Origin of the sequence: Enterobacter sp. SES19 (assembly GCF_011765665.1) — a bacterium.
Classification (GTDB): domain Bacteria; phylum Pseudomonadota; class Gammaproteobacteria; order Enterobacterales; family Enterobacteriaceae; genus Enterobacter; species Enterobacter pseudoroggenkampii.
In genome coordinates, this window is the sequence record NZ_CP050320.1 from 702,295 (window position 1) to 728,289 (window position 25,995).

General features: G+C 55.7%; 23 protein-coding genes, 1 pseudogene and 1 other annotated feature. Of the genes and pseudogenes, 19 read left to right on the forward strand and 5 right to left on the reverse strand.

Features of this window, described 5'->3' with window-relative positions:
• Positions 1–47 precede the first annotated feature (47 nt).
• Positions 48–1,400 (forward strand): cell envelope integrity protein CreD, encoded by a 1,353-nt coding sequence (gene creD / locus GXP72_RS03310; protein WP_208763500.1) that lies wholly within the window; start codon positions 48–50, stop codon positions 1,398–1,400.
• Between the two features lie 45 nt (positions 1,401–1,445).
• Here the strand turns inward: creD and arcA are convergent, their stop codons facing one another.
• On the reverse strand, positions 1,446–2,162 hold the full coding sequence (arcA, locus tag GXP72_RS03315) for a two-component system response regulator ArcA (RefSeq protein WP_003856501.1): 717 nt from the start codon (positions 2,160–2,162) through the stop codon (positions 1,446–1,448).
• A 95-nt stretch (positions 2,163–2,257) separates the two neighbouring features.
• Here arcA and yjjY point away from each other — a divergent pair, with 95 nt between their 5' ends.
• The 7 genes from yjjY (at position 2,258) to GXP72_RS03350 (ending at position 9,076) form a co-directional block, all read left to right on the forward strand.
• Positions 2,258–2,398, forward strand: coding sequence for a protein YjjY (yjjY, locus tag GXP72_RS03320; protein ID WP_085928893.1), 141 nt, complete (start codon positions 2,258–2,260; stop codon positions 2,396–2,398).
• 399 nt (positions 2,399–2,797) lie between these two features.
• Positions 2,798–3,484 (forward strand): tRNA/rRNA methyltransferase, encoded by a 687-nt coding sequence (locus GXP72_RS03325; RefSeq protein ID WP_024907411.1) that lies wholly within the window; start codon positions 2,798–2,800, stop codon positions 3,482–3,484.
• A gap of 211 nt (positions 3,485–3,695) precedes the next feature.
• On the forward strand, positions 3,696–3,764 hold the full coding sequence (gene thrL, locus GXP72_RS03330) for a thr operon leader peptide (RefSeq protein ID WP_015572623.1): 69 nt from the start codon (positions 3,696–3,698) through the stop codon (positions 3,762–3,764).
• Positions 3,703–3,820, forward strand: a sequence feature (Thr leader region). It overlaps the preceding gene by 62 nt.
• Before the next feature lie 24 nt (positions 3,821–3,844).
• Positions 3,845–6,307 (forward strand): bifunctional aspartate kinase/homoserine dehydrogenase I, encoded by a 2,463-nt coding sequence (thrA, locus tag GXP72_RS03335; RefSeq protein WP_032649870.1) that lies wholly within the window; start codon positions 3,845–3,847, stop codon positions 6,305–6,307.
• Position 6,308: 1 nt separating this feature from the next.
• Entirely contained in the window at positions 6,309–7,238 is a 930-nt protein-coding gene (thrB, locus tag GXP72_RS03340; protein WP_032660770.1) for a homoserine kinase, read from the forward strand.
• 3 nt (positions 7,239–7,241) lie between these two features.
• Entirely contained in the window at positions 7,242–8,528 is a 1,287-nt protein-coding gene (thrC, locus tag GXP72_RS03345; RefSeq protein ID WP_208763501.1) for a threonine synthase, read from the forward strand.
• 245 nt (positions 8,529–8,773) lie between these two features.
• Positions 8,774–9,076 carry a DUF2502 domain-containing protein gene (locus tag GXP72_RS03350; protein WP_045327616.1) on the forward strand — a complete coding sequence of 101 codons (303 nt, stop codon included), beginning with the start codon at positions 8,774–8,776 and terminating at the stop codon, positions 9,074–9,076.
• 32 nt (positions 9,077–9,108) lie between these two features.
• Here GXP72_RS03350 and yaaA read toward each other — a convergent pair whose 3' ends face one another.
• Both yaaA and GXP72_RS03360 read right to left on the reverse strand, forming a co-directional pair.
• Positions 9,109–9,882, reverse strand: coding sequence for a peroxide stress protein YaaA (gene yaaA, locus GXP72_RS03355; RefSeq protein WP_008502047.1), 774 nt, complete (start codon positions 9,880–9,882; stop codon positions 9,109–9,111).
• A gap of 66 nt (positions 9,883–9,948) precedes the next feature.
• On the reverse strand, positions 9,949–11,379 hold the full coding sequence (locus GXP72_RS03360) for a sodium:alanine symporter family protein (protein WP_208763502.1): 1,431 nt from the start codon (positions 11,377–11,379) through the stop codon (positions 9,949–9,951).
• A 262-nt stretch (positions 11,380–11,641) separates the two neighbouring features.
• On the opposite strand from GXP72_RS03360, the gene tal reads away from it, so the two are divergent.
• The 3 genes from tal to GXP72_RS03375 all read left to right on the forward strand — a co-directional run bounded on the left by tal (position 11,642) and on the right by GXP72_RS03375 (position 14,738).
• The gene (gene tal, locus GXP72_RS03365; protein WP_208763503.1) at positions 11,642–12,595 is read left to right on the forward strand and encodes a transaldolase; all 954 of its coding nucleotides are present in this window, start codon (positions 11,642–11,644) and stop codon (positions 12,593–12,595) included.
• 110 nt (positions 12,596–12,705) lie between these two features.
• Positions 12,706–13,293, forward strand: coding sequence for a molybdopterin adenylyltransferase (gene mog / locus GXP72_RS03370; RefSeq protein WP_024907419.1), 588 nt, complete (start codon positions 12,706–12,708; stop codon positions 13,291–13,293).
• A 122-nt stretch (positions 13,294–13,415) separates the two neighbouring features.
• A complete protein-coding gene (locus GXP72_RS03375; RefSeq protein WP_024907420.1) occupies positions 13,416–14,738 on the forward strand; it encodes an MFS transporter in 1,323 nt (440 codons plus the stop codon).
• Here the strand turns inward: GXP72_RS03375 and satP are convergent.
• On the reverse strand, positions 14,715–15,281 hold the full coding sequence (gene satP / locus GXP72_RS03380) for an acetate uptake transporter (RefSeq protein ID WP_008502042.1): 567 nt from the start codon (positions 15,279–15,281) through the stop codon (positions 14,715–14,717). The two genes, GXP72_RS03375 and satP, sit on opposite strands and share 24 nt — an antisense overlap.
• Positions 15,282–15,577: 296 nt before the next feature.
• On the opposite strand from satP, the gene dnaK reads away from it, so the two are divergent.
• The 4 genes from dnaK (at position 15,578) to nhaR (ending at position 21,030) form a co-directional block, all read left to right on the forward strand.
• Positions 15,578–17,491 carry a molecular chaperone DnaK gene (gene dnaK / locus GXP72_RS03385; RefSeq protein WP_024907421.1) on the forward strand — a complete coding sequence of 638 codons (1,914 nt, stop codon included), beginning with the start codon at positions 15,578–15,580 and terminating at the stop codon, positions 17,489–17,491.
• A gap of 87 nt (positions 17,492–17,578) precedes the next feature.
• Positions 17,579–18,724: a molecular chaperone DnaJ gene (dnaJ, locus tag GXP72_RS03390; protein WP_014830600.1), complete on the forward strand. Its 1,146-nt coding sequence runs from the start codon at positions 17,579–17,581 to the stop codon at positions 18,722–18,724.
• Positions 18,725–18,896: 172 nt separating this feature from the next.
• Positions 18,897–20,072 (forward strand): Na+/H+ antiporter NhaA, encoded by a 1,176-nt coding sequence (nhaA, locus tag GXP72_RS03395; RefSeq protein ID WP_063620739.1) that lies wholly within the window; start codon positions 18,897–18,899, stop codon positions 20,070–20,072.
• A gap of 58 nt (positions 20,073–20,130) precedes the next feature.
• The gene (nhaR, locus tag GXP72_RS03400; RefSeq protein WP_048225603.1) at positions 20,131–21,030 is read left to right on the forward strand and encodes a transcriptional activator NhaR; all 900 of its coding nucleotides are present in this window, start codon (positions 20,131–20,133) and stop codon (positions 21,028–21,030) included.
• A 59-nt stretch (positions 21,031–21,089) separates the two neighbouring features.
• On the opposite strand, the gene rpsT is transcribed toward nhaR, so the two are convergent.
• Entirely contained in the window at positions 21,090–21,353 is a 264-nt protein-coding gene (gene rpsT / locus GXP72_RS03405) for a 30S ribosomal protein S20 (RefSeq protein WP_003856458.1), read from the reverse strand.
• Positions 21,354–21,468: 115 nt separating this feature from the next.
• Between rpsT and GXP72_RS22540 the strand changes: the two are divergent.
• The 4 genes and pseudogenes from GXP72_RS22540 to lspA form a co-directional block, all read left to right on the forward strand.
• Positions 21,469–21,675: pseudogene (locus tag GXP72_RS22540) on the forward strand (DUF2575 domain-containing protein); the annotation flags it as partial.
• Positions 21,676–21,682: 7 nt separating this feature from the next.
• Positions 21,683–22,609 (forward strand): bifunctional riboflavin kinase/FAD synthetase, encoded by a 927-nt coding sequence (gene ribF, locus GXP72_RS03410; RefSeq protein WP_045907763.1) that lies wholly within the window; start codon positions 21,683–21,685, stop codon positions 22,607–22,609.
• 45 nt (positions 22,610–22,654) lie between these two features.
• Entirely contained in the window at positions 22,655–25,471 is a 2,817-nt protein-coding gene (gene ileS, locus GXP72_RS03415; RefSeq protein ID WP_208763504.1) for an isoleucine--tRNA ligase, read from the forward strand.
• Positions 25,471–25,971, forward strand: a complete 501-nt coding sequence (lspA, locus tag GXP72_RS03420) for a signal peptidase II (protein ID WP_008502034.1) — start codon at positions 25,471–25,473, stop codon at positions 25,969–25,971. Before ileS ends, lspA begins: the two co-directional genes overlap by 1 nt.
• Positions 25,972–25,995: the final 24 nt, after the last annotated feature.

Sequence of the window (25,995 nt, forward strand, 5' to 3'; positions counted from 1 at the left end):
GACCCCACACAGCCTGGTTACGCTCTCCTCATCACAAAGGAGACGTAATGATGAAATCCCCCCTGTTCTGGAAAGTCAGCACCCTGCTGGGGTGCATCCTGCTGCTGTTAGTCCCGCTTTTTATGGTCAGTAACCTGATATCAGAGCGGGAGAGCTACCGCAACGATGTCGAAAATACGCTTCGCCAGAGTACCAGCGGACCGCAAAAGCTGGTCGGTCCGATGATTGCGATTCCGATGACGGAGATCTTTTACAAGATAGAGGACGAGAAGAAGGTCGAGTACAAGAAAAGCTATATGCACTTCATTCTGCCGGAATCTCTGGTTGTGGAAGGGAACCAGCGCGTAGAGTCCCGCAATATTGGCATCTATGACGGGCAAATCTGGAACACTGACCTGAAGATCAAAGCGCAGTTTAATACCGACGAGCTGAAGCAGCTGAAAGGGGAAACGATCGCGACAGGGCAGCCGTTTATCGTGACGGGCGTTGGCGACGCGCGGGGCATTGGCACGGTCAGTATCTCTAAAATCAACGGTGAGACGCTAAGCGTGGAACCCGGTTCAGGCGTCTACGGGGCGCTTGCGGGGATCCACATCCCGCTGACCGACAAAGCGCTGGAAGCCAAAACGTTTACGCTTGAGATGTCCCTCAGTCTGGCGGGAACCGGCAGTTTTGCGGTGGTACCGGTAGGGCGTAATAGCGAAATGACGCTCACCAGCAACTGGCCGCATCCGGGTTTTATGGGCGATTATCTCCCTGTTAAGCATCAGATTGGCGAGTCTGGTTTCCAGGCGAACTGGCAGAGCAGCTGGTTTGCAAATAACCTTGAGAGCTGGTTCTACGACAAGGAGTCGCCGGAGTGGGAGGCGCTCCCGGCCTTTAGCGTCACGGTAGCCACGCCCGCCGATCAGTATCAGCTGACTGACCGTGCGATCAAGTACGCTATTTTGCTGATTGCGCTGACGTTTATGGCCTTCTTTGTCTTCGAAACCTTAACCGGATTACGCCTTCACCCGATGCAGTATCTGCTGGTGGGGCTGTCGCTGGTCCTGTTCTATCTGGTGCTGCTGGCGCTGTCTGAACACGTCGGGTTTACGCCAGCCTGGGTTGTTGCAAGCCTGGTGGGCGCAGCGATGAACGGAATGTACCTGCAGGCCGTGCTGAAAAGCTGGAAACGCAGTGGGCTGTTTGTACTAGGACTGCTCGGGCTGGATGTCGTGATGTGGTTCCTGCTGCGCTCGGAGGACAGCGCGCTGCTGTTGGGGTCAGCGGTTCTCGCGCTGGCGCTGTTCGCCGTGATGTACCTGACTCGACATTTCGACTGGTACTCGCTCTCTCAGCCGAAGCGACCTGAGCCACCCGCAGAGCCTGATAACGACACGATGCGGATCTGGAAATAAAAAAACGGCGCAAATGCGCCGTTTTTTAATGCGTTAACTGCGGGATTATTCCTGCAGGTCACCGCAGAAACGGTACCCTTCGCCGTGGATCGTGGCGATGATTTCCGGCGTATCTGGCGTAGATTCGAAGTGCTTACGAATACGACGGATGGTCACGTCTACGGTACGGTCGTGCGGTTTCAGCTCACGGCCGGTCATTTTCTTCAGCAGCTCTGCACGGGACTGAATTTTGCCCGGGTTTTCGCAGAAGTGCAGCATCGCGCGGAATTCACTGCGCGGCAGTTTATACTGCTCACCGTTCGGGCTAATCAGTGAACGGCTATTGATATCAAGTTCCCAGCCGTTGAATTTGTAGCTATCTACGCTACGACGCTCTTCGCTGACCGTACCCAGGTTCATGGTGCGGGACAGCAGGTTGCGTGCACGAATGGTTAACTCGCGAGGATTGAACGGCTTGGTGATGTAGTCATCCGCACCGATTTCCAGGCCAAGAATTTTATCAACTTCGTTATCACGGCCCGTCAGGAACATTAACGCGACGTTCGCCTGCTCGCGCAGTTCGCGCGCCAGTAGAAGACCGTTTTTGCCCGGCAGGTTAATATCCATGATCACCAGGTTGATATCATTTTCAGAAAGGATCTGATGCATCTCTGCGCCATCGGTCGCTTCAAAGACATCGTAGCCTTCTGCTTCGAAAATGCTCTTTAACGTGTTGCGTGTTACCAACTCGTCTTCAACGATAAGAATGTGCGGGGTCTGCATGTTTGCTACCTAAATTGCCAACTAAATCGAAACAGGAAGTACAAAAGTCCCTGACCTGCCTGATGCATGTCGCAAATTAACATGATCGGCTTAACGTGACTAAAGTACGTAATTGCGTTCTTGATGCACTTTCCATCAACGTCAACAACATCATTAGCTTGGTCTTGGGTACTTTCCCTTTGGACCCGACAGTGTCAAAAACGGCTGTCATCCTAACCATTTTAACAGCAACATAACAGGCTAAGTGACACCAGACACCCAATAAAACTACGCTTCGTTGACATATATCAAGTTCAATTGTAGCACGTTAACAGTTTGATGAAATCATCGTAGCCGAATGCTAGCCTTTGTCACAATTTTTCAATAAACCAACTAGTTGCGGACATTGATTTATAAACGAAGCGAATCCAATCAGAATAGGGTATTCATGTCGCTATTATCATTATAAAACATAAGGATAATAGTGTTCTGTTAACATTCTAACTGATTGTTCAGACACAGAATAGTTTAGCGTTTTTAATTTGTTATGAAACGCTATTTCGGTGATTTGTGTTGCAATTTTGTAAATTCGCGCTGCGTAATATGTTGAAGTGCATCACATTTTTACCGGCTAACTGATTAAAAAGAGAGCATAAATGCATCTGTCGATTGTACTGGTTGCCCCAGCCAGAGCAGAAAATATAGGCGCAGCGGCGCGTGCTATGAAGACCATGGGTTTTACCGATTTGCGTATCGTGGACAGCACGGCGCACCTGGAGCCAGCCGCCCGTTGGGTGGCGCACGGATCGGGGGATATTCTAGATAATATAACCACTTACGCTACGCTTGCCGACGCGCTGCATGATATTTCGTTTACCGTCGCAACCACGGCGCGCAGCCGGGCGAAGTTTCACTACTATGCCACGCCAGCGGAGCTGGTGCCGATGCTGAGCGAGAAAAGCCAGTGGCTGGAGAAAGCGGCGCTGGTGTTTGGGCGTGAAGATTCTGGGCTGACCAATGAAGAACTGGAACTGGCGGATGTGCTGACAGGCGCGCCGATGGTTGCAGATTACCCTTCTCTCAATTTAGGCCAGGCGGTGATGGTCTATTGCTATCAATTAGCATCCTTAATACAAATTCCGCAGTCGCCTGTTACAGGTACCGATGAAAACCAACTGGCTGCACTTCGCGCGCGCGTGGAAAACCTGCTCATGCAGCTGGGTGTGGCTGACGATCAAAAAATGGTCGACTGGTTACAGCAGCGTTTGGGCCGTCTTGAGCAACGCGACACGGCAATGCTGCACCGTTTGCTGCACGATATTGAAAAAAAATTGGCCGAGTAAAGTGCTGTCATAAATTTTTATTATGGTGTAATCATCTGATGCTAAGGGTTGCTTTTGGGGTATTCGGATGAAAATAAATCCGACGGCAGCGGGACGTGAGAGTCTCCCGAATTGTGATCAAATTAAAAATTCGTTGACTTAAGGTGCCCGATCCTTTAACCCTAAAAGAATACAGCACAGACAGATAATAATGACAGAGTACACAACATCCATGAAACGCATCAGCATCACCACCATTACCACAACCATCATCATTACCACAGGTAACGATGCGGGCTGACGCGTACAGGAAAAACAAAAAAAAGCCCGCACCTAGACAGTGCGGGCTTTTTTTTCGGCTAAAGGAAACGAGGTAGAACCATGCGAGTGTTGAAGTTCGGCGGTACATCAGTGGCAAATGCAGAACGTTTTCTGCGTGTTGCCGATATCCTGGAAAGCAACGCCAGGCAGGGGCAGGTTGCGACCGTGCTCTCTGCCCCGGCAAAAATCACGAACCATCTGGTGGCGATGATTGAAAAAACCATCGGTGGCCAGGATGCACTCCCGAACATCAGCGACGCAGAGCGTATCTTCGCTGACCTGCTGCAAGGGCTGGCAGAGGCGCTGCCTGGCTTCCCGCACGCTCAGCTGAAGTCTTTCGTTGAGCAGGAATTCGCGCAAATCAAACACGTCCTGCACGGCATCAGCCTTCTCGGCCAGTGTCCGGACAGCATCAACGCGGCGCTGATTTGTCGCGGTGAAAAACTTTCTATCGCCATCATGGCCGGCGTGCTGGAAGCGCGCGGCCATAGCGTGACCGTGATCGATCCCGTTGAAAAACTGCTGGCGGTGGGCCACTACCTCGAATCCACCGTTGATATTGCCGAATCAACCCGCCGTATCGCCGCCAGCAAAATTCCGTCTGACCATATGATCCTGATGGCTGGCTTCACCGCCGGTAACGAGAAGGGCGAGCTGGTGGTGCTGGGCCGTAACGGCTCCGACTATTCCGCCGCCGTGCTGGCCGCCTGTTTACGCGCGGACTGTTGTGAGATCTGGACTGACGTCGACGGCGTCTATACCTGCGACCCGCGCCAGGTACCGGACGCCAGGCTGCTGAAGTCGATGTCGTACCAGGAAGCAATGGAACTTTCCTACTTCGGCGCCAAAGTGCTTCACCCGCGTACCATCTCCCCGATTGCCCAGTTCCAGATCCCTTGCCTGATTAAAAATACCGGTAACCCGCAGGCGCCGGGTACGCTGATTGGCGCGAGCACCGATGAGGACGGTCTGCCGGTGAAAGGCATCTCCAACCTCAACAACATGGCGATGTTCAGCGTCTCCGGTCCGGGGATGAAGGGGATGGTCGGCATGGCGGCGCGCGTGTTTGCTGCCATGTCCCGCAACGGTATCTCTGTTGTGCTGATCACCCAGTCCTCTTCCGAATACAGCATCAGCTTCTGCGTGCCGCAGGCCGACTGCCTGCGCGCCCGCCGCGCGCTGGAGGAAGAGTTCTATCTGGAGCTGAAAGAAGAGCTGCTGGAGCCGCTCGCGATTCAGGAGCGTCTGGCGATCATCTCCGTGGTGGGCGACGGTATGCGTACCCTGCGCGGTATCTCCGCCAAGTTCTTTGCCGCACTGGCGCGCGCCAATATCAATATCGTGGCGATTGCCCAGGGCTCGTCTGAGCGTTCAATTTCTGTTGTCGTGGACAACGATGACGCGACCACCGGCGTACGCGTGGTTCACCAGATGCTGTTCAACACCGATCAGGTTATCGAGCTGTTCCTGATTGGCGTCGGCGGCGTCGGCGGCGCGCTGCTGGAGCAGGTTAAGCGTCAGCAGGAATGGCTGAAGAAGAAACACATCGACCTGCGCGTCTGCGGGATTGCGAATTCCAAAGCGCTGCTGACCAACGTCCACGGCCTGAACCTGGAAAACTGGCAGGCCGAGATGAAGGAGGCAAAAGAGCCGTTCAACCTGGGCCGCCTGATCCGTCTGGTAAAAGAGTATCACCTGCTTAACCCGGTCATCGTCGACTGTACCTCGAACCAGGCGGTGGCCGATCAGTACGCGGATTTCCTGCGCGAAGGTTTCCACGTGGTGACGCCGAACAAAAAGGCCAACACCTCGTCGATGGATTACTATCACCAGCTGCGTCTGGCGGCGAGCAAGTCGCGCCGCAAGTTCCTGTACGACACTAACGTTGGGGCAGGCCTGCCGGTTATCGAGAACCTGCAGAACCTGCTTAACGCGGGCGACGAACTGCAGCGTTTCTCCGGCATTCTCTCCGGCTCGCTGTCGTTTATCTTCGGCAAGCTGGATGAGGGGATGAGCCTCTCGGAAGCCACCCGCGCCGCGCGCGAGCTGGGCTATACCGAGCCGGATCCGCGTGACGACCTTTCCGGTATGGACGTGGCGCGCAAGCTGCTGATCCTCGCGCGTGAAACGGGCCGCGAGCTTGAGCTTTCGGATATCGTGATTGAGCCTGTCCTGCCGGCAGAATTTGACAGCAGCGGTGATGTCGCTGCCTTTATGGCCAGTTTGCCGCAGCTTGACGACGCGTTTGCCGCGCGCGTTGCAAAAGCCCGTGATGAAGGTAAGGTATTGCGCTATGTTGGCAACATTGAAGAAGATGGCGTGTGCCGGGTGAAGATTGCCGAAGTGGATGGCAACGACCCGCTGTACAAAGTCAAAAACGGCGAAAACGCCCTCGCGTTTTACAGCCACTATTATCAGCCACTGCCGCTGGTGCTTCGCGGCTATGGCGCAGGGAACGATGTTACGGCGGCGGGTGTGTTTGCCGATCTGCTGCGTACCCTGTCATGGAAGTTAGGAGTTTAACATGGTCAAAGTTTATGCCCCGGCTTCCAGCGCGAATATGAGCGTCGGATTTGACGTGTTGGGTGCGGCGGTGACGCCGGTGGATGGTTCGCTGCTGGGCGATACGGTTACGGTGGAAGCGGCAGACAGCTTCAGCCTGAACAACGTGGGCCGCTTCGCCAGCAAACTGCCGTCTGAGCCGCGCGAAAATATCGTCTATCAGTGCTGGGAACGCTTCTGTCAGGAGATCGGCAAAAACGTGCCGGTCGCCATGACGCTGGAAAAAAGTATGCCGATCGGCTCGGGCCTGGGCTCCAGCGCCTGCTCGGTGGTCGCCGCGCTGGTGGCGATGAACGAGCACTGCGGCAAGCCGCTGAACAACAACCGCCTGCTGGGGCTGATGGGCGAGCTGGAAGGGCGCATCTCCGGCAGCATTCACTATGACAACGTGGCGCCGTGCTTCCTCGGCGGCATGCAGCTGATGATCGAAGAAAATGGCATCATCAGCCAGCAGGTGCCAGGGTTTGATGAGTGGCTGTGGGTGCTGGCCTATCCGGGTATCAAGGTTTCAACCGCGGAAGCGCGTGCGATCCTGCCCGCGCAGTATCGTCGTCAGGACTGTATTGCCCACGGGCGTCATCTGGCGGGCTTTATCCACGCCTGCTACACCCGTCAGCCGCAGCTGGCGGCCAAACTGATGAAGGACGTCATTGCCGAGCCGTACCGCACGAAGCTGCTGCCCGGCTTTAACGAGGCGCGACAGGCATCGATGGATATCGGCGCGCAGGCGTGCGGCATCTCCGGCTCCGGCCCGACGCTGTTCGCCCTGTGCGACAAGCCTGATACCGCGCAGCGCGTGGCGGACTGGCTCTCTAAACACTACCTGCAAAATCAGGAAGGCTTTGTTCATATTTGCCGTCTGGACACGGCTGGCGCACGAGTACTGGGATAATCAATGAAACTCTATAACCTTAAAGATCATAACGAGCAGGTCAGCTTCGCGCAGGCGGTCACTCAGGGGCTGGGCAAAAACCAGGGGCTGTTCTTCCCGCATGACCTGCCGGAATTCCACCTGACCGACATCGACGAACTGCTGAAGCAGGACTTTGTCACCCGCAGCACTAAAATTCTCTCGGCGTTTATCGGCGACGAAATCCCGCAGGAGCTGCTGGAAGAGCGCGTGCGTGCGGCGTTCGCTTTCCCGGCACCGGTGAAGCAGGTGGAGCCTGACGTTGGCTGCCTGGAGCTGTTCCACGGCCCGACCCTGGCGTTCAAAGACTTCGGCGGCCGCTTTATGGCGCAGATGCTGACCCACATCAGCGGCGACAAGCCGGTGACCATCCTGACCGCGACCTCCGGGGATACCGGTGCGGCGGTGGCGCATGCGTTCTACGGCCTGAAAAACGTCCGCGTGGTGATCCTCTATCCGAAAGGCAAAATCAGCCCGCTGCAGGAAAAACTGTTCTGTACGCTCGGCGGCAACATTGAAACCGTGGCAATTGACGGTGATTTCGATGCCTGTCAGGCGCTGGTCAAGCAGGCCTTCGACGACGAAGAGCTGAAGGTGGCCCTGGGTCTGAACTCTGCCAACTCTATCAACATCAGCCGTCTGCTGGCGCAGATCTGCTACTACTTCGAAGCGGTGGCGCAGCTGCCGCAGGAAGCGCGTAACCAGCTGGTGATCTCCGTGCCGAGCGGTAACTTTGGTGACCTGACGGCTGGCCTGCTGGCGAAATCCCTGGGTCTGCCGGTGAAACGCTTTATCGCCGCCACCAACGCTAACGACACCGTGCCGCGCTTCCTGAAAGACGGGAAGTGGGCGCCGAATGCCACGCAGGCAACGCTCTCTAACGCCATGGACGTGAGCCAGCCGAACAACTGGCCACGCGTGGAAGAGCTGTTCCGCCGTAAGATCTGGCGTCTGGGCGATCTGGGCTACGCCGCGGTGACGGATGAAACCACCAAAGCGACCATGCGCGAGCTGAAGGCGGTGGGGTATACCTCTGAACCGCATGCGGCGATTGCTTACCGCGCGCTGCGCGACCAGCTTAACCCGGGTGAATATGGCCTGTTCCTGGGCACCGCGCATCCGGCGAAGTTTAAAGAGAGCGTGGAAGCGATCCTGGGCGAAACGCTGCCGCTGCCGAAAGAGCTGGCCGAGCGTGCCGACCTGCCGCTGCTGTCACATGAGCTGCCGGCAGACTTTACCGCGCTGCGTAAGCTGATGATGACCCGAGCATAATTTTTGTCGGGTGCGGCTACGCCTTACCCGACCTACAACGGCTCAGAAAGTAGGCCGGGTAAGGCGAAGCCGCCACCCGGCTTTTTTGTGAAGAAATTAAGGAGAAAAATAGCAGGGAAAAAGCAGAAATTCCCAATAAATGCGGTCACTTAGCGTTTAGGATTGCAGAGAATAACATCCCCCGTTCCCCTCGCGTACTCTCCTTACATCGGCCCACGTTGGGCAAAGATAATAAGGAGTCACCGATGTCTACACTGAAACCTGTGCTGATTGCGCTTTCACTGATGCTGGTCGCTCCCATGGCGGTACAGGCATCCGAAATCACCCTTGTGCCTGCGGTCAAACTGCAGATTGGCGACCAGGATAATAACGGTCACTACTGGGACGGCGGCCGCTGGCGCGACCACGACTGGTGGAAAGCGCATTATGACTGGCGCGATAACCACTGGCGTCCGCATGATGAGCATCGTAAACATGACGATCGCCATGACGACCATCACCACGATGACCACCGCGACGATCGCGGCCCTGACTGGAAACACCATTAATGCAAAACCCCGCCAGCTGGCGGGGTTTGTTTTTACTGCTCGTGGCGCTTAAACACCAGCTCGCCTTTCCCTGACGACGCCTCGTCAAAGAAATAGCCTTCGCTGTTGAAGGCGGTCAGCTGCTCCGGCTTCGTCAGACGGTTCTGGATGATGTAGCGGCTCATCAGGCCACGCGCTTTCTTGGCGTAGAAGCTGATCACTTTGAACTTGCCGTTCTTCTCGTCAAGGAATACCGGCTTGATGATGTCGGCATCCAGCTTTTTCGGCTTCACCGACTTGTAGTATTCATCGGATGCCAGGTTAATCACCACGTTATCGCCCTGAGCGCGCAGTGCCGCGTTCAGCTTATCGGTGATGATATCGCCCCAGAAATGGTACAGGTCTTTGCCTTTGGCATTCTCCAGACGAATCCCCATCTCCAGACGATAGGGCTGCATCAGATCCAGCGGGCGCAGTACGCCGTACAGACCCGACAGCATGCGCAGATGCTGCTGGGCAAAATCGAAATCGGCTTCGCTAAAATCTTCCGCCTGCAGGCCGGTATAGACATCGCCTTTAAAGGCCAGAATCGCCTGGCGAGCGTTAGCCGGGGTGAAATCCGGGTGCCACTCGTGAAAGCGGGTCGCGTTAAGGTCTGCCAGCTTGTCGCTGATGCTCATCAGCGAGGCGATTTGCGGTGCAGAGAGCTTGCGCGCTTCGCGGATCAGCTGTTGCGAATAGTCCAGCAGTTCAGGCTGAGTATAGCGCTCGGTGGCGAGTGGGCTCTGGTAGTCGAGCGTTTTTGCAGGTGAAATCAGAATCAGCATATCCAGTCCTTGCAGGAAATTTAGAGCGACTTTAGCAAAAAATCGCCCCGAATTGATCGATAGCTGTTATTGCCGCGGCAAATCATCCCACGAGCCGGGGGCAAGCTGGGTCTTAATATCGGGATAGCGGGCGGGATCAAATACCGGCGGAACACCCAGTTTGCGCTGACGAAGATAGTCTCTGGCAATCAGGGTCACCACGGGCGAGAGCAGCAGGATTGCCGTGAGATTAGTGATCGCCATCAGCGCCATAATGATATCGGCCAACTGCCAGACCAGCGGCATACTGAGCAGGGAGCCTGCTATCACCATCAGGATGACCCCGAGACGCAGGGTTCCAATTGCAGCGCGGGAGTCGAGCTTCAGGAAAATAAGGTTATTTTCGGCGTAGAGGTAATTCACCACTATCGAGCTGAAGGCAAACAAGATCAGGATGAGCGAGACAAACCCTGCACCCCAGTCGCCGGTCAGGTTCACCAGCGCCTGCTGGAGAAGCTGTATCCCGGCGGTTCCTGAGGAATGCGGGACGGGGCCTGCCAGCAGCAAAATCATGGCGCTGGCGGAACAGATGATAATGGTATCGGTAAAGACGCCAATCATCTGCACAATGCCTTGTGCGGCCGGGTGCGGTGGCCAGGAAGAGGCGGCGGCGGCCGCGTTGGGGGTTGACCCCATACCGGCTTCATTGGAGAACATTCCCCGCTGAAAGCCCGCCATCAGCGCCTGGCTGAAGGTGTAGCCCAGCGCCCCGGAGGCCACCTCGCGCCAGCCAAAGGCGCTTTTGACGATGGTGGCAATCACGCCCGGCACCTGGTCGAGATGCAGTGCGGCAACGAACAGGCTCGCGGCAACCCAGAGCAACGCCATAATGGGCACCAGCCACTGCATCAGGCGAGCAATGCCCTTAAGACCGGCAGAAATGGTGAGCAGAACGACGAGGGCTAAAGCAATACCGGCGACCCACTCCGGGCAGGAGAAGGCGTAGCTCAGGGCATTGGCGACAGAATTTGCCTGGACGGTATTAAAAATGAGGCCGTACGCGAGCAGTAAAAAAACCGAGAACAGGACGCCCATCCAGCGCATCCCCAGGCCACGCGCCATGTACCAGGCAGGACCACCGCGAAACTGGCCGTGCTTATCTTTCTCTTTGTAGAGTTGTGCAAGCGAACTTTCGGCAAAGGAGGTGGCCATTCCGAGTAGCGCCGTCACCCACATCCAGAAGACCGCGCCTGGCCCACCGGCGCTGATGGCCAGCGCAACGCCCGCCAGATTGCCGCTGCCGAGACGCGCCGCCAGGCTGGTACAGAGCGCCTGGAACGACGTTAATCCACCCGGCTGGGGCGTGACGCTGTTTTTCAGACTTCTGCCAAACTTGCGAATATAGCGAAACTGGATAAACCCACTGCGTAGCGTAAACCAAATACCTGCTCCCAGAAGCAGGTAAATCATTATCGAACCCCAGAGGACTTCGTTAATAAAGAAAAAGAAATCAGGCATTAACGTCCCTCTTGTTGATGCCAATGTGAATATGTAAGCGCTACCACTGATTGGGCATGCTGTTGCTTAGCAGCCTGTTAATCTTCCGAGTTTACCATACTCTGCCTAAGCGCACTGTCTGCGGTTGCGCTACCCCTCCGTCGTGTTATCATCAGGGCAGACCGGTTACATCCCCCTAACAAGTAAACCTGTCATTTTTCCGCTGCAGGCATGCTGTCGGTAGCGTGAATTATCCAGGGCACGTTAAAAGAGAAACACTATCATGACGGATAAATTGACCTCCCTTCGTCAGTTCACCACTGTCGTAGCTGACACCGGAGATATCGCGGCAATGAAGCTGTACCAGCCGCAGGATGCCACAACCAACCCTTCTCTGATCCTTAACGCCGCACAGATCCCTGAGTATCGCAAACTGATTGACGACGCAGTGACCTGGGCGAAAGAGCAGAGCAACGACCGCGCGCAGCAGGTTGTGGATGCCACCGACAAACTGGCAGTGAACATCGGTCTGGAGATCCTGAAACTGGTTCCTGGCCGTATCTCTACCGAAGTGGATGCGCGTCTCTCCTACGACACCGAAGCGTCTATCGCCAAAGCGAAACGTCTGATCAAAATGTACAACGACGCGGGCATCAGCAACGACCGTATCCTGATCAAACTGGCTTCTACCTGGCAGGGTATTCGCGCGGCAGAGCAGCTGGAAAAAGACGGTATCAACTGTAACCTGACCCTGCTGTTCTCCTTCGCGCAGGCGCGTGCATGTGCAGAAGCAGGCGTATACCTGATTTCTCCGTTCGTGGGCCGTATTCTGGACTGGTACAAAGCCAATACCGATAAGAAAGAGTACGCACCGGCTGAAGATCCAGGCGTGATTTCTGTGACTGAAATCTACGAATACTACAAGCAGCATGGCTATGAGACTGTGGTTATGGGCGCAAGCTTCCGTAACGTCGGTGAAATCATCGAGCTGGCTGGCTGTGACCGCCTGACCATCGCGCCTGCGCTGCTGAAAGAGCTGGCAGAAAGCGAAGGTACCCTGGAGCGTAAACTGTCCTACACCGGTGAAGTGAAAGCACGCCCAGAGCGCATCACGGAATCCGAGTTCCTGTGGCAGCACAACCAGGATCCAATGGCGGTAGACAAACTGGCGGACGGTATCCGTAAGTTTGCTGTTGACCAGGGCAAACTGGAAAAAATGATCGGCGACCTGCTGTAATCATTCTGCGTGACCGGGCTCCCGGTCACGCGACTTCTTTCGTCCCCTGTCTGAATCTCCTCTCTGCGTGTATCATTCCCTTTAATCAGTACTCTTTGAATGGAATGGATATGAATACCTTACGCATCGGCTTAGTGTCGATTTCTGACCGCGCCTCCAGCGGTGTTTACCAGGATAAAGGCATCCCCGCTCTGGAAGCGTGGTTGAGCAGCGCGCTGACCACCCCCTTTGACATTCAGACCCGCCTGATCCCTGACGAACAGCCGATCATCGAGCAGACGCTTTGCGAGCTGGTGGATGAGATGAGCTGCCACCTTGTTCTGACGACGGGCGGAACCGGCCCCGCGCGCCGCGACGTGACGCCGGACGCGACGCTGGCGATTGCCGATCGTGAAATGCCTGGCTTCGGCGAACAGATGCGCCAGATCAGTCTACACTTTGTTCCGACGGCCATTCTTTCCCGCCAGGTGGGGGTGATCCGCAAGCAGGCGTTGATCCTGAACCTGCCGGGCCAGCCGAAGTCGATTAAAGAGACGCTGGAAGGGCTGAAAGCAGAAGATGGCAGCGTCCTGGTTCATGGCATCTTTGCAAGTGTACCGTATTGTATACAGCTGCTTGACGGTCCCTATGTGGAAACCGATGAGAAAGTGGTAGCAGCTTTTCGCCCGAAAAACGCACGTCGCGAAACAATCTCCTGAAATTAACCAATATGTGACATTAGCTGAAGCGGCGATAGCGTGGTGAAGCTTTTACGGTATAGTAATTTTTTCTTTACGAATGCTGTAAAAATAAATCCACAACACACGCACAATGGTTCGCTATGTCACATAACACCCGACCTCTGAATCGACAGGACTACAAAACCCTCACGCTCGCGGCCTTAGGCGGCGCGCTGGAGTTTTACGACTTTATCATCTTCGTTTTCTTCGCCGCCGTGGTGGGAGAACTCTTCTTCCCGGCGGATATCCCGGAATGGCTGCGTCAGGTGCAAACCTTCGGCATTTTTGCCGCCGGGTATCTGGCGCGTCCGCTGGGCGGCATTATCATGGCCCACTTTGGCGATCTGGTCGGCCGTAAGAAGATGTTTACCCTTAGCATCCTGCTGATGGCCGTGCCGACGCTGGCCATTGGTTTGCTACCTACCTATGCCTCGATGGGCATTCTCGCGCCGTTGCTGCTGTTGCTGATGCGCGTCCTGCAGGGGGCGGCGATTGGCGGTGAAGTGCCGGGCGCGTGGGTGTTTGTCGCGGAACATGTTCCCGTGCGCCGCATTGGTATCGCCTGCGGAACCTTAACGGCGGGGCTGACGGTCGGGATCCTGCTCGGCTCGGTGGTCGCAACAATTGTGAATACCAGCATGACGCAGCAGGCCGTGCACGACTGGGGCTGGCGTATTCCGTTCCTGCTGGGCGGAGCGTTTGGTCTGGTCGCGATGTACCTGCGCCGCTGGCTGCAGGAGACGCCGATTTTCCTCGAGATGCAGCAGCGCAAAGCGCTGGCGCAGGAGCTGCCGGTGAAGGCGGTTGTGGTACGCCATAAAAAAGCGGTGGTGGTATCGATGCTGCTGACCTGGCTGCTCTCGGCGGGCATTGTGGTGGTGATATTGATGTCTCCGGTCTGGCTGCAAAAGCAGTACGGCTTCGCCCCTGCCGTGACGCTACAGGCGAACAGTATCGCGACAATCATGCTCTGCTTTGGCTGTCTGGCCGCCGGGCTGGCGGCGGATCGTTTTGGTGCCAGCGTTACCTTTATCATCGGTAGCCTGCTACTGGCCGCATCAAGCTGGGCGTTTTACCATCTGGCGGGCAGCCATCCTGAACAGCTGTTCCTGCTGTACGGCGTGGTAGGGCTGTGCGTGGGCGTAGTGGGGGCTGTGCCTTACGTCATGGTGCGAGCATTCCCACCGGAAGTTCGTTTCACCGGGATCTCGTTCTCTTACAACGTGTCGTATGCCATTTTCGGCGGGCTGACGCCGATTGCGGTCACCGTGCTGATGGGCGTGTCTCCCCTGGCTCCGGCCTGGTACGTGCTGGCGCTGTCGGTGATGGGGCTGGTATTAGGATTTTGGCTTCGTCAGGCGGGGGAATGTCGTGCCCGCGAGGCGGGCACGACAGAGGGATCAGTGTTTTTCACCAATCGGTAAAACGGTGCGGTCAAACTGCTCGTTCAGCACTTCACCCATTGCCAGGTAGATAGCGCTTGCGCCGCAAACCAGACCAATCCAGCCTGCAACATGAACGATGCCTTCGTTATCCACCAGGTGACCAATCGCCAGCAGGGCGAACAGGACGGTCAGGCTCAGGAAGACGAACTGCAGCATGCGGTTGCCTTTCAGGGTACCGAAGAACATGAACAGGGTGAAGACGCCCCACAGGCCCAGGTAAACGCCCAGGAAGTGGGCGTTTGCCGCGTCAGCCATGCCCATTTTAGGCAGTAGCAGAATGGCAACCAGGGTCAGCCAGAAAGAACCGTAAGAGGTGAATGCGGTTAAGCCGAAGGTATTGCCTTTCTTATATTCCAGCAGGCCCGCGAAGATTTGCGCGATACCGCCGTAAAAAATGCCCATCGCCAGGATGATGCCATCCATCGGGAACATCCCGATATTGTGCAGGTTCAGCAGGATAGTGGTCATGCCAAAACCCATCAGGCCCAGCGGAGCCGGATTAGCCAACTTAGTGTTGCCCATAAGTCCTCAAAAAAATCATCATTAATATGGTGAAATGGTTAAACCCGCGTCAGTTCTCCCTGACTGGGCGCGGCATCATAATGGGCGCAATCGATGGCGTCTATGATCTCATCAGGGTGAAATTAAAATTTTTTTTATCATTCCCCCTTGATGGATGCCGTCGCGACCCCATCTTGTAGTCAACCGCAGTGTGTGGACCTGAAAAAAATCAAATCTGGGCAGTTGAAAAAGCACGTTCTGCCCTTATTACAGGTACACAACCACATGTTGACTGAATTTTTAGTGGAGACGTTTAGATGGGTAAAATTATTGGTATCGACCTGGGTACTACCAACTCTTGTGTAGCGATTATGGATGGCACTACTGCACGCGTGCTGGAGAACGCCGAGGGCGATCGCACCACGCCTTCTATCATTGCTTATACCCAGGATGGTGAAACTCTGGTTGGTCAGCCGGCTAAACGTCAGGCAGTGACAAACCCGCAAAACACCCTGTTTGCGATTAAACGCCTGATCGGTCGCCGCTTCCAGGACGAAGAAGTTCAGCGTGACGTTTCCATCATGCCTTACAAAATCATCGCGGCAGATAACGGCGATGCATGGCTTGATGTGAAAGGCGCTAAAACTGCACCACCGCAGATTTCTGCTGAAGTGCTGAAGAAAATGAAGAAAACCGCTGAAGATTACCTGGGTGAGCCGGTAACTGAAGCTGTTATCACCGTACCTGCCTACTTCAACGATGCTCAGCGTCAGGCAACCAAAGATGCTGGCCGTATCGCAGGTCTGGAAGTAAAACGTATCATCAACGAACCAACCGCGGCTGCACTGGCTTACGGTCTGGATAAAGAAGTTGGCAACCGTACTATCGCGGTTTACGACCTGGGTGGTGGTACCTTCGATATCTCTATTATCGAAATCGACGAAGTTGACGGCGAAAAAACCTTCGAAGTTCTGGCAACCAACGGTGATACCCACCTGGGTGGTGAAGACTTCGATACCCGTCTGATCAACTACCTCGTTGACGAGTTCAAGAAAGATCAGGGCATTGACCTGCGTAACGACCCGCTGGCTATGCAGCGCCTGAAAGAAGCCGCTGAGAAAGCGAAGATCGAGCTGTCTTCCGCTCAGCAGACCGACGTGAACCTGCCGTACATCACCGCAGACGCGACCGGTCCTAAACACATGAACATCAAAGTGACCCGTGCGAAACTGGAAAGCCTGGTAGAAGACCTGGTGAACCGTTCTATCGAGCCGCTGAAAGTTGCTCTGCAGGATGCTGGCCTGTCCGTATCCGATATCCAGGACGTTATCCTGGTCGGTGGTCAGACCCGTATGCCAATGGTTCAGAAGAAAGTGGCTGAGTTCTTTGGTAAAGAGCCACGTAAAGACGTTAACCCGGACGAAGCAGTTGCAATCGGTGCTGCGGTTCAGGGTGGCGTACTGACCGGTGAAGTTAAAGACGTACTGCTGCTGGACGTTACCCCGCTGTCTCTGGGTATCGAAACCATGGGCGGTGTGATGACTGCGCTCATCAACAAAAACACCACCATCCCGACGAAACACAGCCAGGTGTTCTCTACCGCTGAAGACAACCAGTCTGCGGTAACCATCCATGTGATTCAGGGTGAGCGTAAGCGTGCGGCGGATAACAAATCTCTGGGTCAGTTCAACCTGGACGGTATTAACCCGGCACCGCGCGGCATGCCGCAGATCGAAGTGACCTTCGACATCGATGCTGACGGTATCCTGCACGTGTCTGCGAAAGACAAAAACAGCGGTAAAGAGCAGAAGATCACCATCAAGGCATCTTCTGGCCTGAACGAAGCGGAAATCGAAAAAATGGTTCGCGATGCCGAAGCTAACGCGGAATCCGACCGTAAGTTCGAAGAGCTGGTTCAGACCCGTAACCAGGGTGACCATCTGCTGCACAGCACCCGTAAGCAGGTTGAAGAAGCAGGCGATAAACTGCCAGCGGAAGACAAGACTGCTATCGAAGCTGCACTGAGTGCGCTGGAATCCTCACTGAAAGGTGAAGACAAAGCGGACATCGAAGCGAAGATGCAGGAACTGGCGCAGGCTTCTCAGAAGCTGATGGAAATCGCTCAGCAGCAGCACGCTCAACAGCAGGCGGGCGCTGACGCTTCGGCGAACAACGCGAAAGACGACGACGTTGTCGACGCTGAGTTCGAAGAAGTTAAAGATAAAAAATAATCGCCCTGATGCAGGGTAATTAATCGGCACGGGCGTAGGAGAACTCTCCACGCCCGTGCTCGCATGTTAAGGGGCTTAAAAAAACCAATGGCAAAGCAAGACTATTACGAGATTTTAGGCGTTCCGAAAACTGCGGAAGAGCGTGAAATCAAAAAGGCGTATAAGCGCCTGGCCATGAAATTCCACCCGGACCGTAACCAGGGTGATAAAGAGGCTGAAGCCAAATTTAAAGAGATCAAAGAAGCCTACGAAGTCCTGACCGATGCACAAAAACGTGCGGCCTATGACCAGTACGGTCACGCAGCCTTTGAACAGGGCGGCATGGGCGGCGGTGGATTCGGTGGCGGCGGCTTTGGCGGCGGCGCTGACTTCAGCGATATCTTTGGCGATGTGTTTGGCGACATCTTCGGCGGTGGCCGTGGTCGTCAGCGCGCGGCGCGCGGCGCGGACCTGCGCTACAACATGGAGCTGACGCTGGAAGAGGCCGTTCGCGGTGTCACCAAAGAGATCCGTATTCCGACGCTGGAAGAGTGTGACGTTTGCCACGGCAGCGGTGCGAAAGCGGGTACGCAGCCGCAGACCTGTCCAACCTGTCACGGTTCCGGCCAGGTGCAGATGCGTCAGGGCTTCTTCGCGGTACAGCAGGCCTGTCCGCACTGTCACGGTCGCGGTACGCTGATTAAAGATCCGTGCACCAAGTGCCACGGCCACGGTCGCGTTGAAAAAACCAAGACCCTGTCCGTTAAGATCCCAGCTGGCGTCGATACGGGCGACCGCATCCGTCTGGCGGGTGAAGGTGAAGCAGGCGAACACGGCGCACCGGCAGGCGATCTGTACGTTCAGGTGCAGGTGAAACAGCACGCTATCTTCGAGCGCGAAGGGAACAACCTGTACTGTGAAGTGCCGATCAACTTCGCGATGGCGGCACTCGGTGGCGAAATTGAAGTACCGACGCTGGATGGCCGCGTCAATCTGAAGATCCCGGGCGAGACCCAGACCGGTAAGCTGTTCCGCATGCGCGGTAAAGGCGTTAAATCCGTTCGTGGCGGTGCGCAGGGCGACCTGCTGTGCCGCGTCGTCGTGGAAACGCCGGTTGGCCTGAACGACAAGCAGAAACAGCTGCTGAAAGAGTTGCAGGAGAGCTTCGGTGGCCCGACGGGTGAGAAAAACAGCCCGCGCTCCAAAAGCTTCTTCGATGGCGTTAAAAAATTCTTCGATGATTTGACCCGCTAATCGACTAGCTGGTTTTTATCCGCAAAAGCCCGGAAGCGATTCCGGGCTTTTTCTTTTTATCGGTATTGCTCGGTTAAACTGAACCTATACTCAATATTAATCTGTTTTTGCCGAGCTATCTGGCTTGGTATTATGGTTTTATCGAGGTATTGTTGTAAAAGAGAGAACTAAAGTGAAATTACTACACCGTTTCTTTAGCAGTGAGGCATCCGGCGGCGTGATCCTGATTACGGCTGCTGCGGCCGCGATGGTACTGGCCAACGTCGGAATGACCCGCGATCTGTATCATGCTTTTCTGGAAACGCCCGTTGAACTGAAGGTCGGGGCGCTGGAAATCAACAAGAACATGCTGCTGTGGATCAACGATGCGCTGATGGCGGTGTTCTTCCTGCTTGTGGGGCTTGAGGTTAAGCGTGAGCTGGTGCTGGGTTCGCTTGCCAGCCGCCAGCGTGCGGCATTCCCGGTCATTGCTGCGCTCGGCGGGATGGTGGTGCCGGCGCTGCTCTTTCTGGCGTTCACCTGGCAGGATCCGATCGCACGTCACGGCTGGGCAATCCCGGCTGCGACGGATATCGCTTTTGCGCTCGGGGTGCTGGCCTTGCTGGGAAGCCGCGTGCCGGTAGCCCTGAAAATCTTCCTGATGGCGCTGGCGATTATTGATGACCTTGGCGCCATTGTGATTATCGCGTTGTTCTACACCAGCGATCTGTCGATCCTGTCCCTGAGCGTGGCTGCCGGGGCGATTGCGGTGCTGGCGCTGCTGAACATCTTTAATGTGCGCCGCATCGGTATCTACATCCTCGTGGGGATGGTGCTGTGGACGGCGGTGCTGAAATCAGGCGTGCATGCCACGCTGGCTGGGGTGATCGTCGGCTTCTTCGTGCCGCTGAAGCCGCAGGACGGCAAGTCGCCTGCCAAACAGCTGGAGCATGTGCTGCACCCGTGGGTCGCCTTTATGATCCTGCCGCTGTTTGCGTTTGCCAACGCGGGCGTTTCCCTCGGCGGGGTGACGCTGGACGGGCTAACGTCCGTGCTGCCGCTGGGCATTATTGCCGGGCTGTTTATCGGCAAGCCGCTGGGTATTAGTCTCTTCTGCTGGCTGGCGACGAAACTGAAGCTGGCGTCATTGCCGCACGGCACCACGTTTAAGCAGATTATGGCCGTCGGCGTGCTGTGTGGTATCGGGTTTACGATGTCGATCTTTATCTCGACGCTGGCGTTTGGCGCGCATGCGCCTGAGCTGATCGTCTGGGCGAAACTCGGCATTCTTATCGGGTCATTACTGGCCGCGGTAATCGGTTATACCTTGCTGAAGGTAAAATTGTCCGGACAGGCCGTCCAGGCATAACGGAACACCGGGAGGAGGCGAGCCTTCTCCTGATACACACTCAGGGAGAGAAGACGCGATGTCTCATTTGAATTACAACCATCTTTACTACTTCTGGCACGTCTATAAACAGGGATCGGTGGTCGGGGCAGCAGAGGCGCTCTACCTGACGCCGCAAACCATCACCGGGCAAATTAAGGCGCTGGAAGAGCGTTTGCAGGGCAAGCTGTTCAAGCGTAAGGGGCGCGGGATTGAACCCAGCGAACTGGGTGAACTGGTTTTCCGCTACGCGGACAAGATGTTCACCCTGAGCCAGGAGATGCTGGATATCGTCAACTACCGCAAAGAGTCGAACCTGCTCTTTGATGTTGGCGTGGCGGATGCGCTGTCCAAACGGCTGGTGAGCGGCGTGCTGGATGCGGCGGTGGTTGAAGATGAACAAATTCATCTTCGCTGCTTTGAATCCACTCACGAGATGCTGCTGGAACAGCTAAGCCAGCACAAGCTGGACATGATTATCTCGGACTGCCCGATTGACTCCACGCAGCAGGAAGGCTTGTTCTCGGTGAAGATTGGTGAATGCGGCGTGAGCTTCTGGTGCATTAATCCGCCGCCGGAGAAACCCTTCCCGGCCTGCCTGGAAGAGCGTCGCCTGCTGGTGCCGGGAAGGCGTTCCATGCTCGGACGCAAGCTGCTGAACTGGTTTAATTCCCAGGGGCTGAAGGTGGAAATCCTCGGTGAGTTCGACGATGCGGCGCTGATGAAAGCCTTTGGTGAAGCGCACAACGCCATCTTTGTTGCGCCGACGCTCTACGCGCACGATCTCTATTCGGATGACAAGATTACGGAGATAGGCAGAGTGGATAACGTGATGGAGGAGTATCACGCCATATTTGCCGAAAGAATGATTCAGCACCCCGCGGTACAGCGAATCTGTAACCGTGACTACTCGGCGCTGTTTACGCCACCGGTAATCTGAAGACATAAAAAAACCCGCGTTAAGCGGGTTCTTTTAAAACAAGCAACAACAAGCGGCGATTAAGCCAGTTTGTTGATCTGCGCGGTCAGGTTTGCTTTATGACGCGCTGCTTTGTTTTTGTGGATCAGACCTTTAGCAGCCTGACGATCCACGATTGGTTGCATTTCGTTAAATGCGTTCTGCGCAGCAGCTTTGTCGCCAGCTTCGATAGCTGCGTATACTTTCTTGATGAAGGTACGCATCATAGAGCGACGGCTTGCGTTGTGCTTACGAGCCTTCTCAGACTGTACGGCACGTTTCTTAGCTGATTTGATATTAGCCAAGGTCCAACTCCCAAATATGATCTATGTGGACAATTCAAAGGCCGAGGAATATGCCCTCTATACCTTCTTTTGTCAATGGATTTGTGCAAATAAGCGCCGTTAATGTGGCGACGCTACGTTACGTAGTGATGGCGCAGGATTCTACCAGCTTGTTGTTCGTGAATACAGCTTTTCGGCATAAAAATCGCAGTTCGCGAGCAGATTTTTTCGCTGCGAAAGGTCAGCCTGATGAAATCATTACGGCTTTCTGTTTTGCACGAACAATCGCCGGTTAACCTTAACCGCTGTACAAGGTATACTTTGGCGATTTTCACTGTTTTGAGCCAGACATGAAGCTGATACGCGGCATACATAATCTCAGCAGAGCCCCGCACGGGTGCGTGCTGACCATTGGTAATTTCGACGGCGTGCATCGTGGTCATCAGGCGCTGTTGCAGGGATTGCGTAAAGAAGGGGAGGCCCGCGGCCTGCCCGTTGTAGTGATGATTTTCGAACCGCAGCCGCTGGAGCTGTTCGCGGGCGATAAATCTCCCGCCCGTCTTACACGCCTGCGCGAGAAGTTGCGCTATCTGGCTGAGTCCGGCGTGGACTACGTATTGTGCGTACGTTTCGATCGCCGCTTTGCCGCGCTGACAGCACAAAATTTCGTCAGCGACCTGCTGGTTAAGCGTCTTGGCGTGCAGTTTCTTGCCGTGGGCGATGATTTCCGCTTTGGCGCTGGTCGTCAGGGCGATTTCTTGCTATTACAGAAGGCTGGTCTGGAGTACGGTTTTGACGTCACCAGCGCGATGACCTTCTGTGAAGGCGGCGTTCGCGTCAGCAGCACGGCGGTACGCCGGGCACTGGCCGATGATGAACTGGATACGGCAGAAACCCTGCTGGGGCATCCGTTCACCATCTCTGGCCGCGTGGTCCATGGCGATGCGCTGGGCCGCACGATAGGTTTCCCGACGGCGAATATACCGCTGCGTCGTCAGGTTTCCCCGGTTAAAGGGGTCTATGCGGTAGAAGTGGCAGGACTGGGCGATAAGCCGTTCTACGGCGTCGCCAATATTGGCACGCGTCCGACCGTCGCCGGTGTGCGTCAACAGCTAGAAGTGCACCTGCTGGACGTTGTAATGGACCTGTATGGTCGCCATATAGATGTAATACTGCGTAAAAAAATACGCAATGAGCAGCGATTTGGTTCGCTGGATGAACTCAAAGCGCAAATTGCGCGAGATGAATTGACGGCCCGCGAGTTTTTTGGGCTTTAGAACCGGCTTAACTGCCTACGTGATAAATACGGAACCGAGAATCTGATGAGTGACTATAAATCAACCCTGAATTTGCCGGAAACAGGGTTCCCGATGCGCGGCGATCTCGCCAAGCGCGAACCGGGAATGCTGGCGCGTTGGACCGATGATGGCCTGTACGGCATCATTCGTGCAGCCAAAAAAGGCAAAAAAACCTTCATTCTGCATGATGGCCCTCCCTATGCGAATGGCAGCATTCATATTGGTCACTCGGTTAACAAGATTCTGAAAGACATTATCGTGAAGTCCAAAGGACTCGCGGGCTATGACTCGCCTTACGTTCCGGGCTGGGACTGCCACGGTCTGCCAATCGAGCTGAAAGTCGAGCAAGAGTTCGGCAAGCCAGGTGAGAAGTTCACCGCCGCCGAGTTCCGTGCGAAGTGCCGCGAATACGCAGCCACGCAGGTTGACGGTCAGCGTGCTGACTTCATCCGTCTGGGTGTACTGGGCGACTGGTCGCACCCGTACCTGACCATGGACTTCAAAACAGAAGCCAACATTATCCGTGCGCTGGGCAAAATCATCGGTAATGGCCACCTGCACAAAGGCGCTAAGCCGGTGCACTGGTGCGTGGACTGCCGTTCTGCGCTGGCAGAAGCGGAAGTGGAGTATTACGACAAAACCTCTCCGTCTATCGACGTGGCCTTCCACGCGGTGGATCAGGATGCGGTAAAAGCCAAATTTGGCGTCGCCTCGGTAAACGGCCCGATCTCTCTGGTGATTTGGACCACCACCCCGTGGACCCTGCCAGCCAACCGTGCGATCTCCCTGTCCGGTGAGTTCGAATACGCGCTGGTGCAGATTGACGGTCAGGCGGTTATCCTGGCGAAAGATCTGGTTGAGAGCGTGCTGAAGCGCGCGCATATCACTGACTACACCGTGCTGGGCACCGTGAAAGGTGACGCCCTGGAGCTGATGCGCTTCAAACACCCGTTCCTGGACTTCGACGTTCCGGCTATCCTCGGCGACCACGTGACGCTGGAAGCGGGTACCGGTGCGGTACATACCGCCGGTGGCCACGGTCCTGACGACTACAACATCAGCCTGAAGTACGGTCTGGAAATCGCTAACCCGGTTGGTCCGGATGGTTCTTACCTGCCTGGCACCTACCCGGCGCTGGACGGTATCAACGTCTTCAAAGCGAACGACATTATCGTCGACATGCTGCGTACCAGCGGCGCGCTGCTGCACGTTGAAAAAATGCAGCACAGCTATCCGTGCTGCTGGCGTCACAAGACCCCGATCATCTTCCGTGCGACCCCGCAGTGGTTCGTCAGCATGGATCAGAAGGGCCTGCGCGAGCAGTCTCTGAAAGAGATCAAAGGCGTGCAGTGGATCCCTGACTGGGGCCAGGCGCGTATCGAATCCATGGTGGCTAACCGTCCTGACTGGTGTATCTCCCGTCAGCGTACCTGGGGCGTGCCGATGTCGCTGTTCGTGCATAAAGAGACGCATGAGCTGCACCCGAACACCCTGGAACTGATGGAAGAAGTGGCGAAGCGCGTCGAAGTTGACGGCATCCAGGCGTGGTGGGATCTCGACGCCCGCGACATCCTGGGCGCTGATGCGGATAACTACGAGAAAGTGCCGGATACCCTGGACGTTTGGTTCGATTCCGGGTCTACCCACTCCTCCGTGGTTGACGTGCGTCCGGAGTTTGCCGGTCACGCGGCCGATATGTATCTGGAAGGGTCTGACCAACACCGCGGCTGGTTCATGTCATCTCTGATGATCTCTACCGCCATGAAGGGTAAAGCGCCTTACCGTCAGGTACTGACTCACGGCTTCACCGTGGATGGTCAGGGCCGTAAGATGTCCAAATCTATCGGTAACACCGTTTCTCCGCAGGATGTGATGAACAAACTGGGCGCAGACATTCTGCGTCTGTGGGTGGCATCGACCGACTACACCGGCGAAATGGCGGTGTCTGACGAGATCCTGAAACGCGCTGCCGACAGCTATCGTCGTATCCGTAACACCGCGCGCTTCCTGCTGGCGAACCTGAACGGGTTCGATCCGGCAAAAGACATGGTGAAACCGGAAGAGATGGTCGTGCTGGACCGCTGGGCGGTAGGCTGCGCGAAAGCGGCGCAGGAAGATATCCTGAAGGCCTATGAGTCTTATGACTTCCATGAAGTTGTGCAGCGCCTGATGCGCTTCTGCTCCATTGAGATGGGCTCGTTCTACCTCGACATCATCAAAGACCGCCAGTACACCGCGAAAGCGGATAGCGTGGCGCGTCGTAGCTGCCAGACCGCGCTGTTCCATATCGCAGAAGCGCTGGTACGCTGGATGGCGCCGATCATGTCCTTCACCGCGGATGAAATCTGGGGTTACCTGCCGGGCGATCGTGAGAAGTATGTCTTCACCGGCGAGTGGTACGAAGATCTGTTCGACCTCTCCAGCACCGAAGCGATGAACGATGCCTTCTGGGACGAGCTGCTGAAAGTGCGTGGCGAAGTGAACAAGGTTATCGAGCAGGCGCGTGCAGACAAGAAAGTCGGCGGCTCTCTGGAAGCAGCAGTCACGCTGTACGCTGAACCGGAGCTGGCGGCGAAGCTGACGGCGCTGGGCGATGAATTACGATTTGTCCTGTTGACCTCCGGTGCGAAAGTTGCGGATTATGCCGAGGCTTCTGCTGATGCTCAGCAGAGCGAACTGCTCAAAGGACTGAAAGTCGCGCTGAGCAAAGCCGACGGTGAGAAATGCCCGCGCTGCTGGCATTACACCACCGATGTCGGTCAGGTGGCGGAACACGCAGACATCTGCGGACGCTGTGTAAGCAACGTCGCCGGTGACGGCGAAAAACGTAAGTTTGCCTGATGAGTAAAACTCTCTGTTCAACAGGACTGCGCTGGCTGTGGCTGGTTGTGGTGGTGCTGATTATCGATCTGGGCAGCAAGTTCCTGATCCTCCAGAATTTTGCTCTGGGGGAGACGGTTCCGCTGTTCCCGTCACTTAACCTGCACTACGCACGTAACTACGGCGCAGCGTTCAGTTTCCTTGCCGATAGCGGTGGCTGGCAGCGCTGGTTCTTTGCGGGTATCGCTCTCGGTATCTGCGTGATCCTGGCGGTGCTGATGTACCGCTCGAAGGCCACGCAAAAGCTGAATAACATCGCCTACGCGCTGATCATTGGCGGCGCGCTGGGCAACCTGTTTGACCGCCTGTGGCACGGTTTTGTGGTCGATATGATCGACTTCTACGTCGGCGACTGGCACTTCGCGACCTTTAACCTCGCCGATAGCGCTATTTGCATCGGTGCGGCGTTAATCGTGCTGGAAGGCTTCTTGCCGAAACCCGCCGCGAAAGAGCAGGCGTAAAAACCAGCCGGGGGGCGCTGCGCT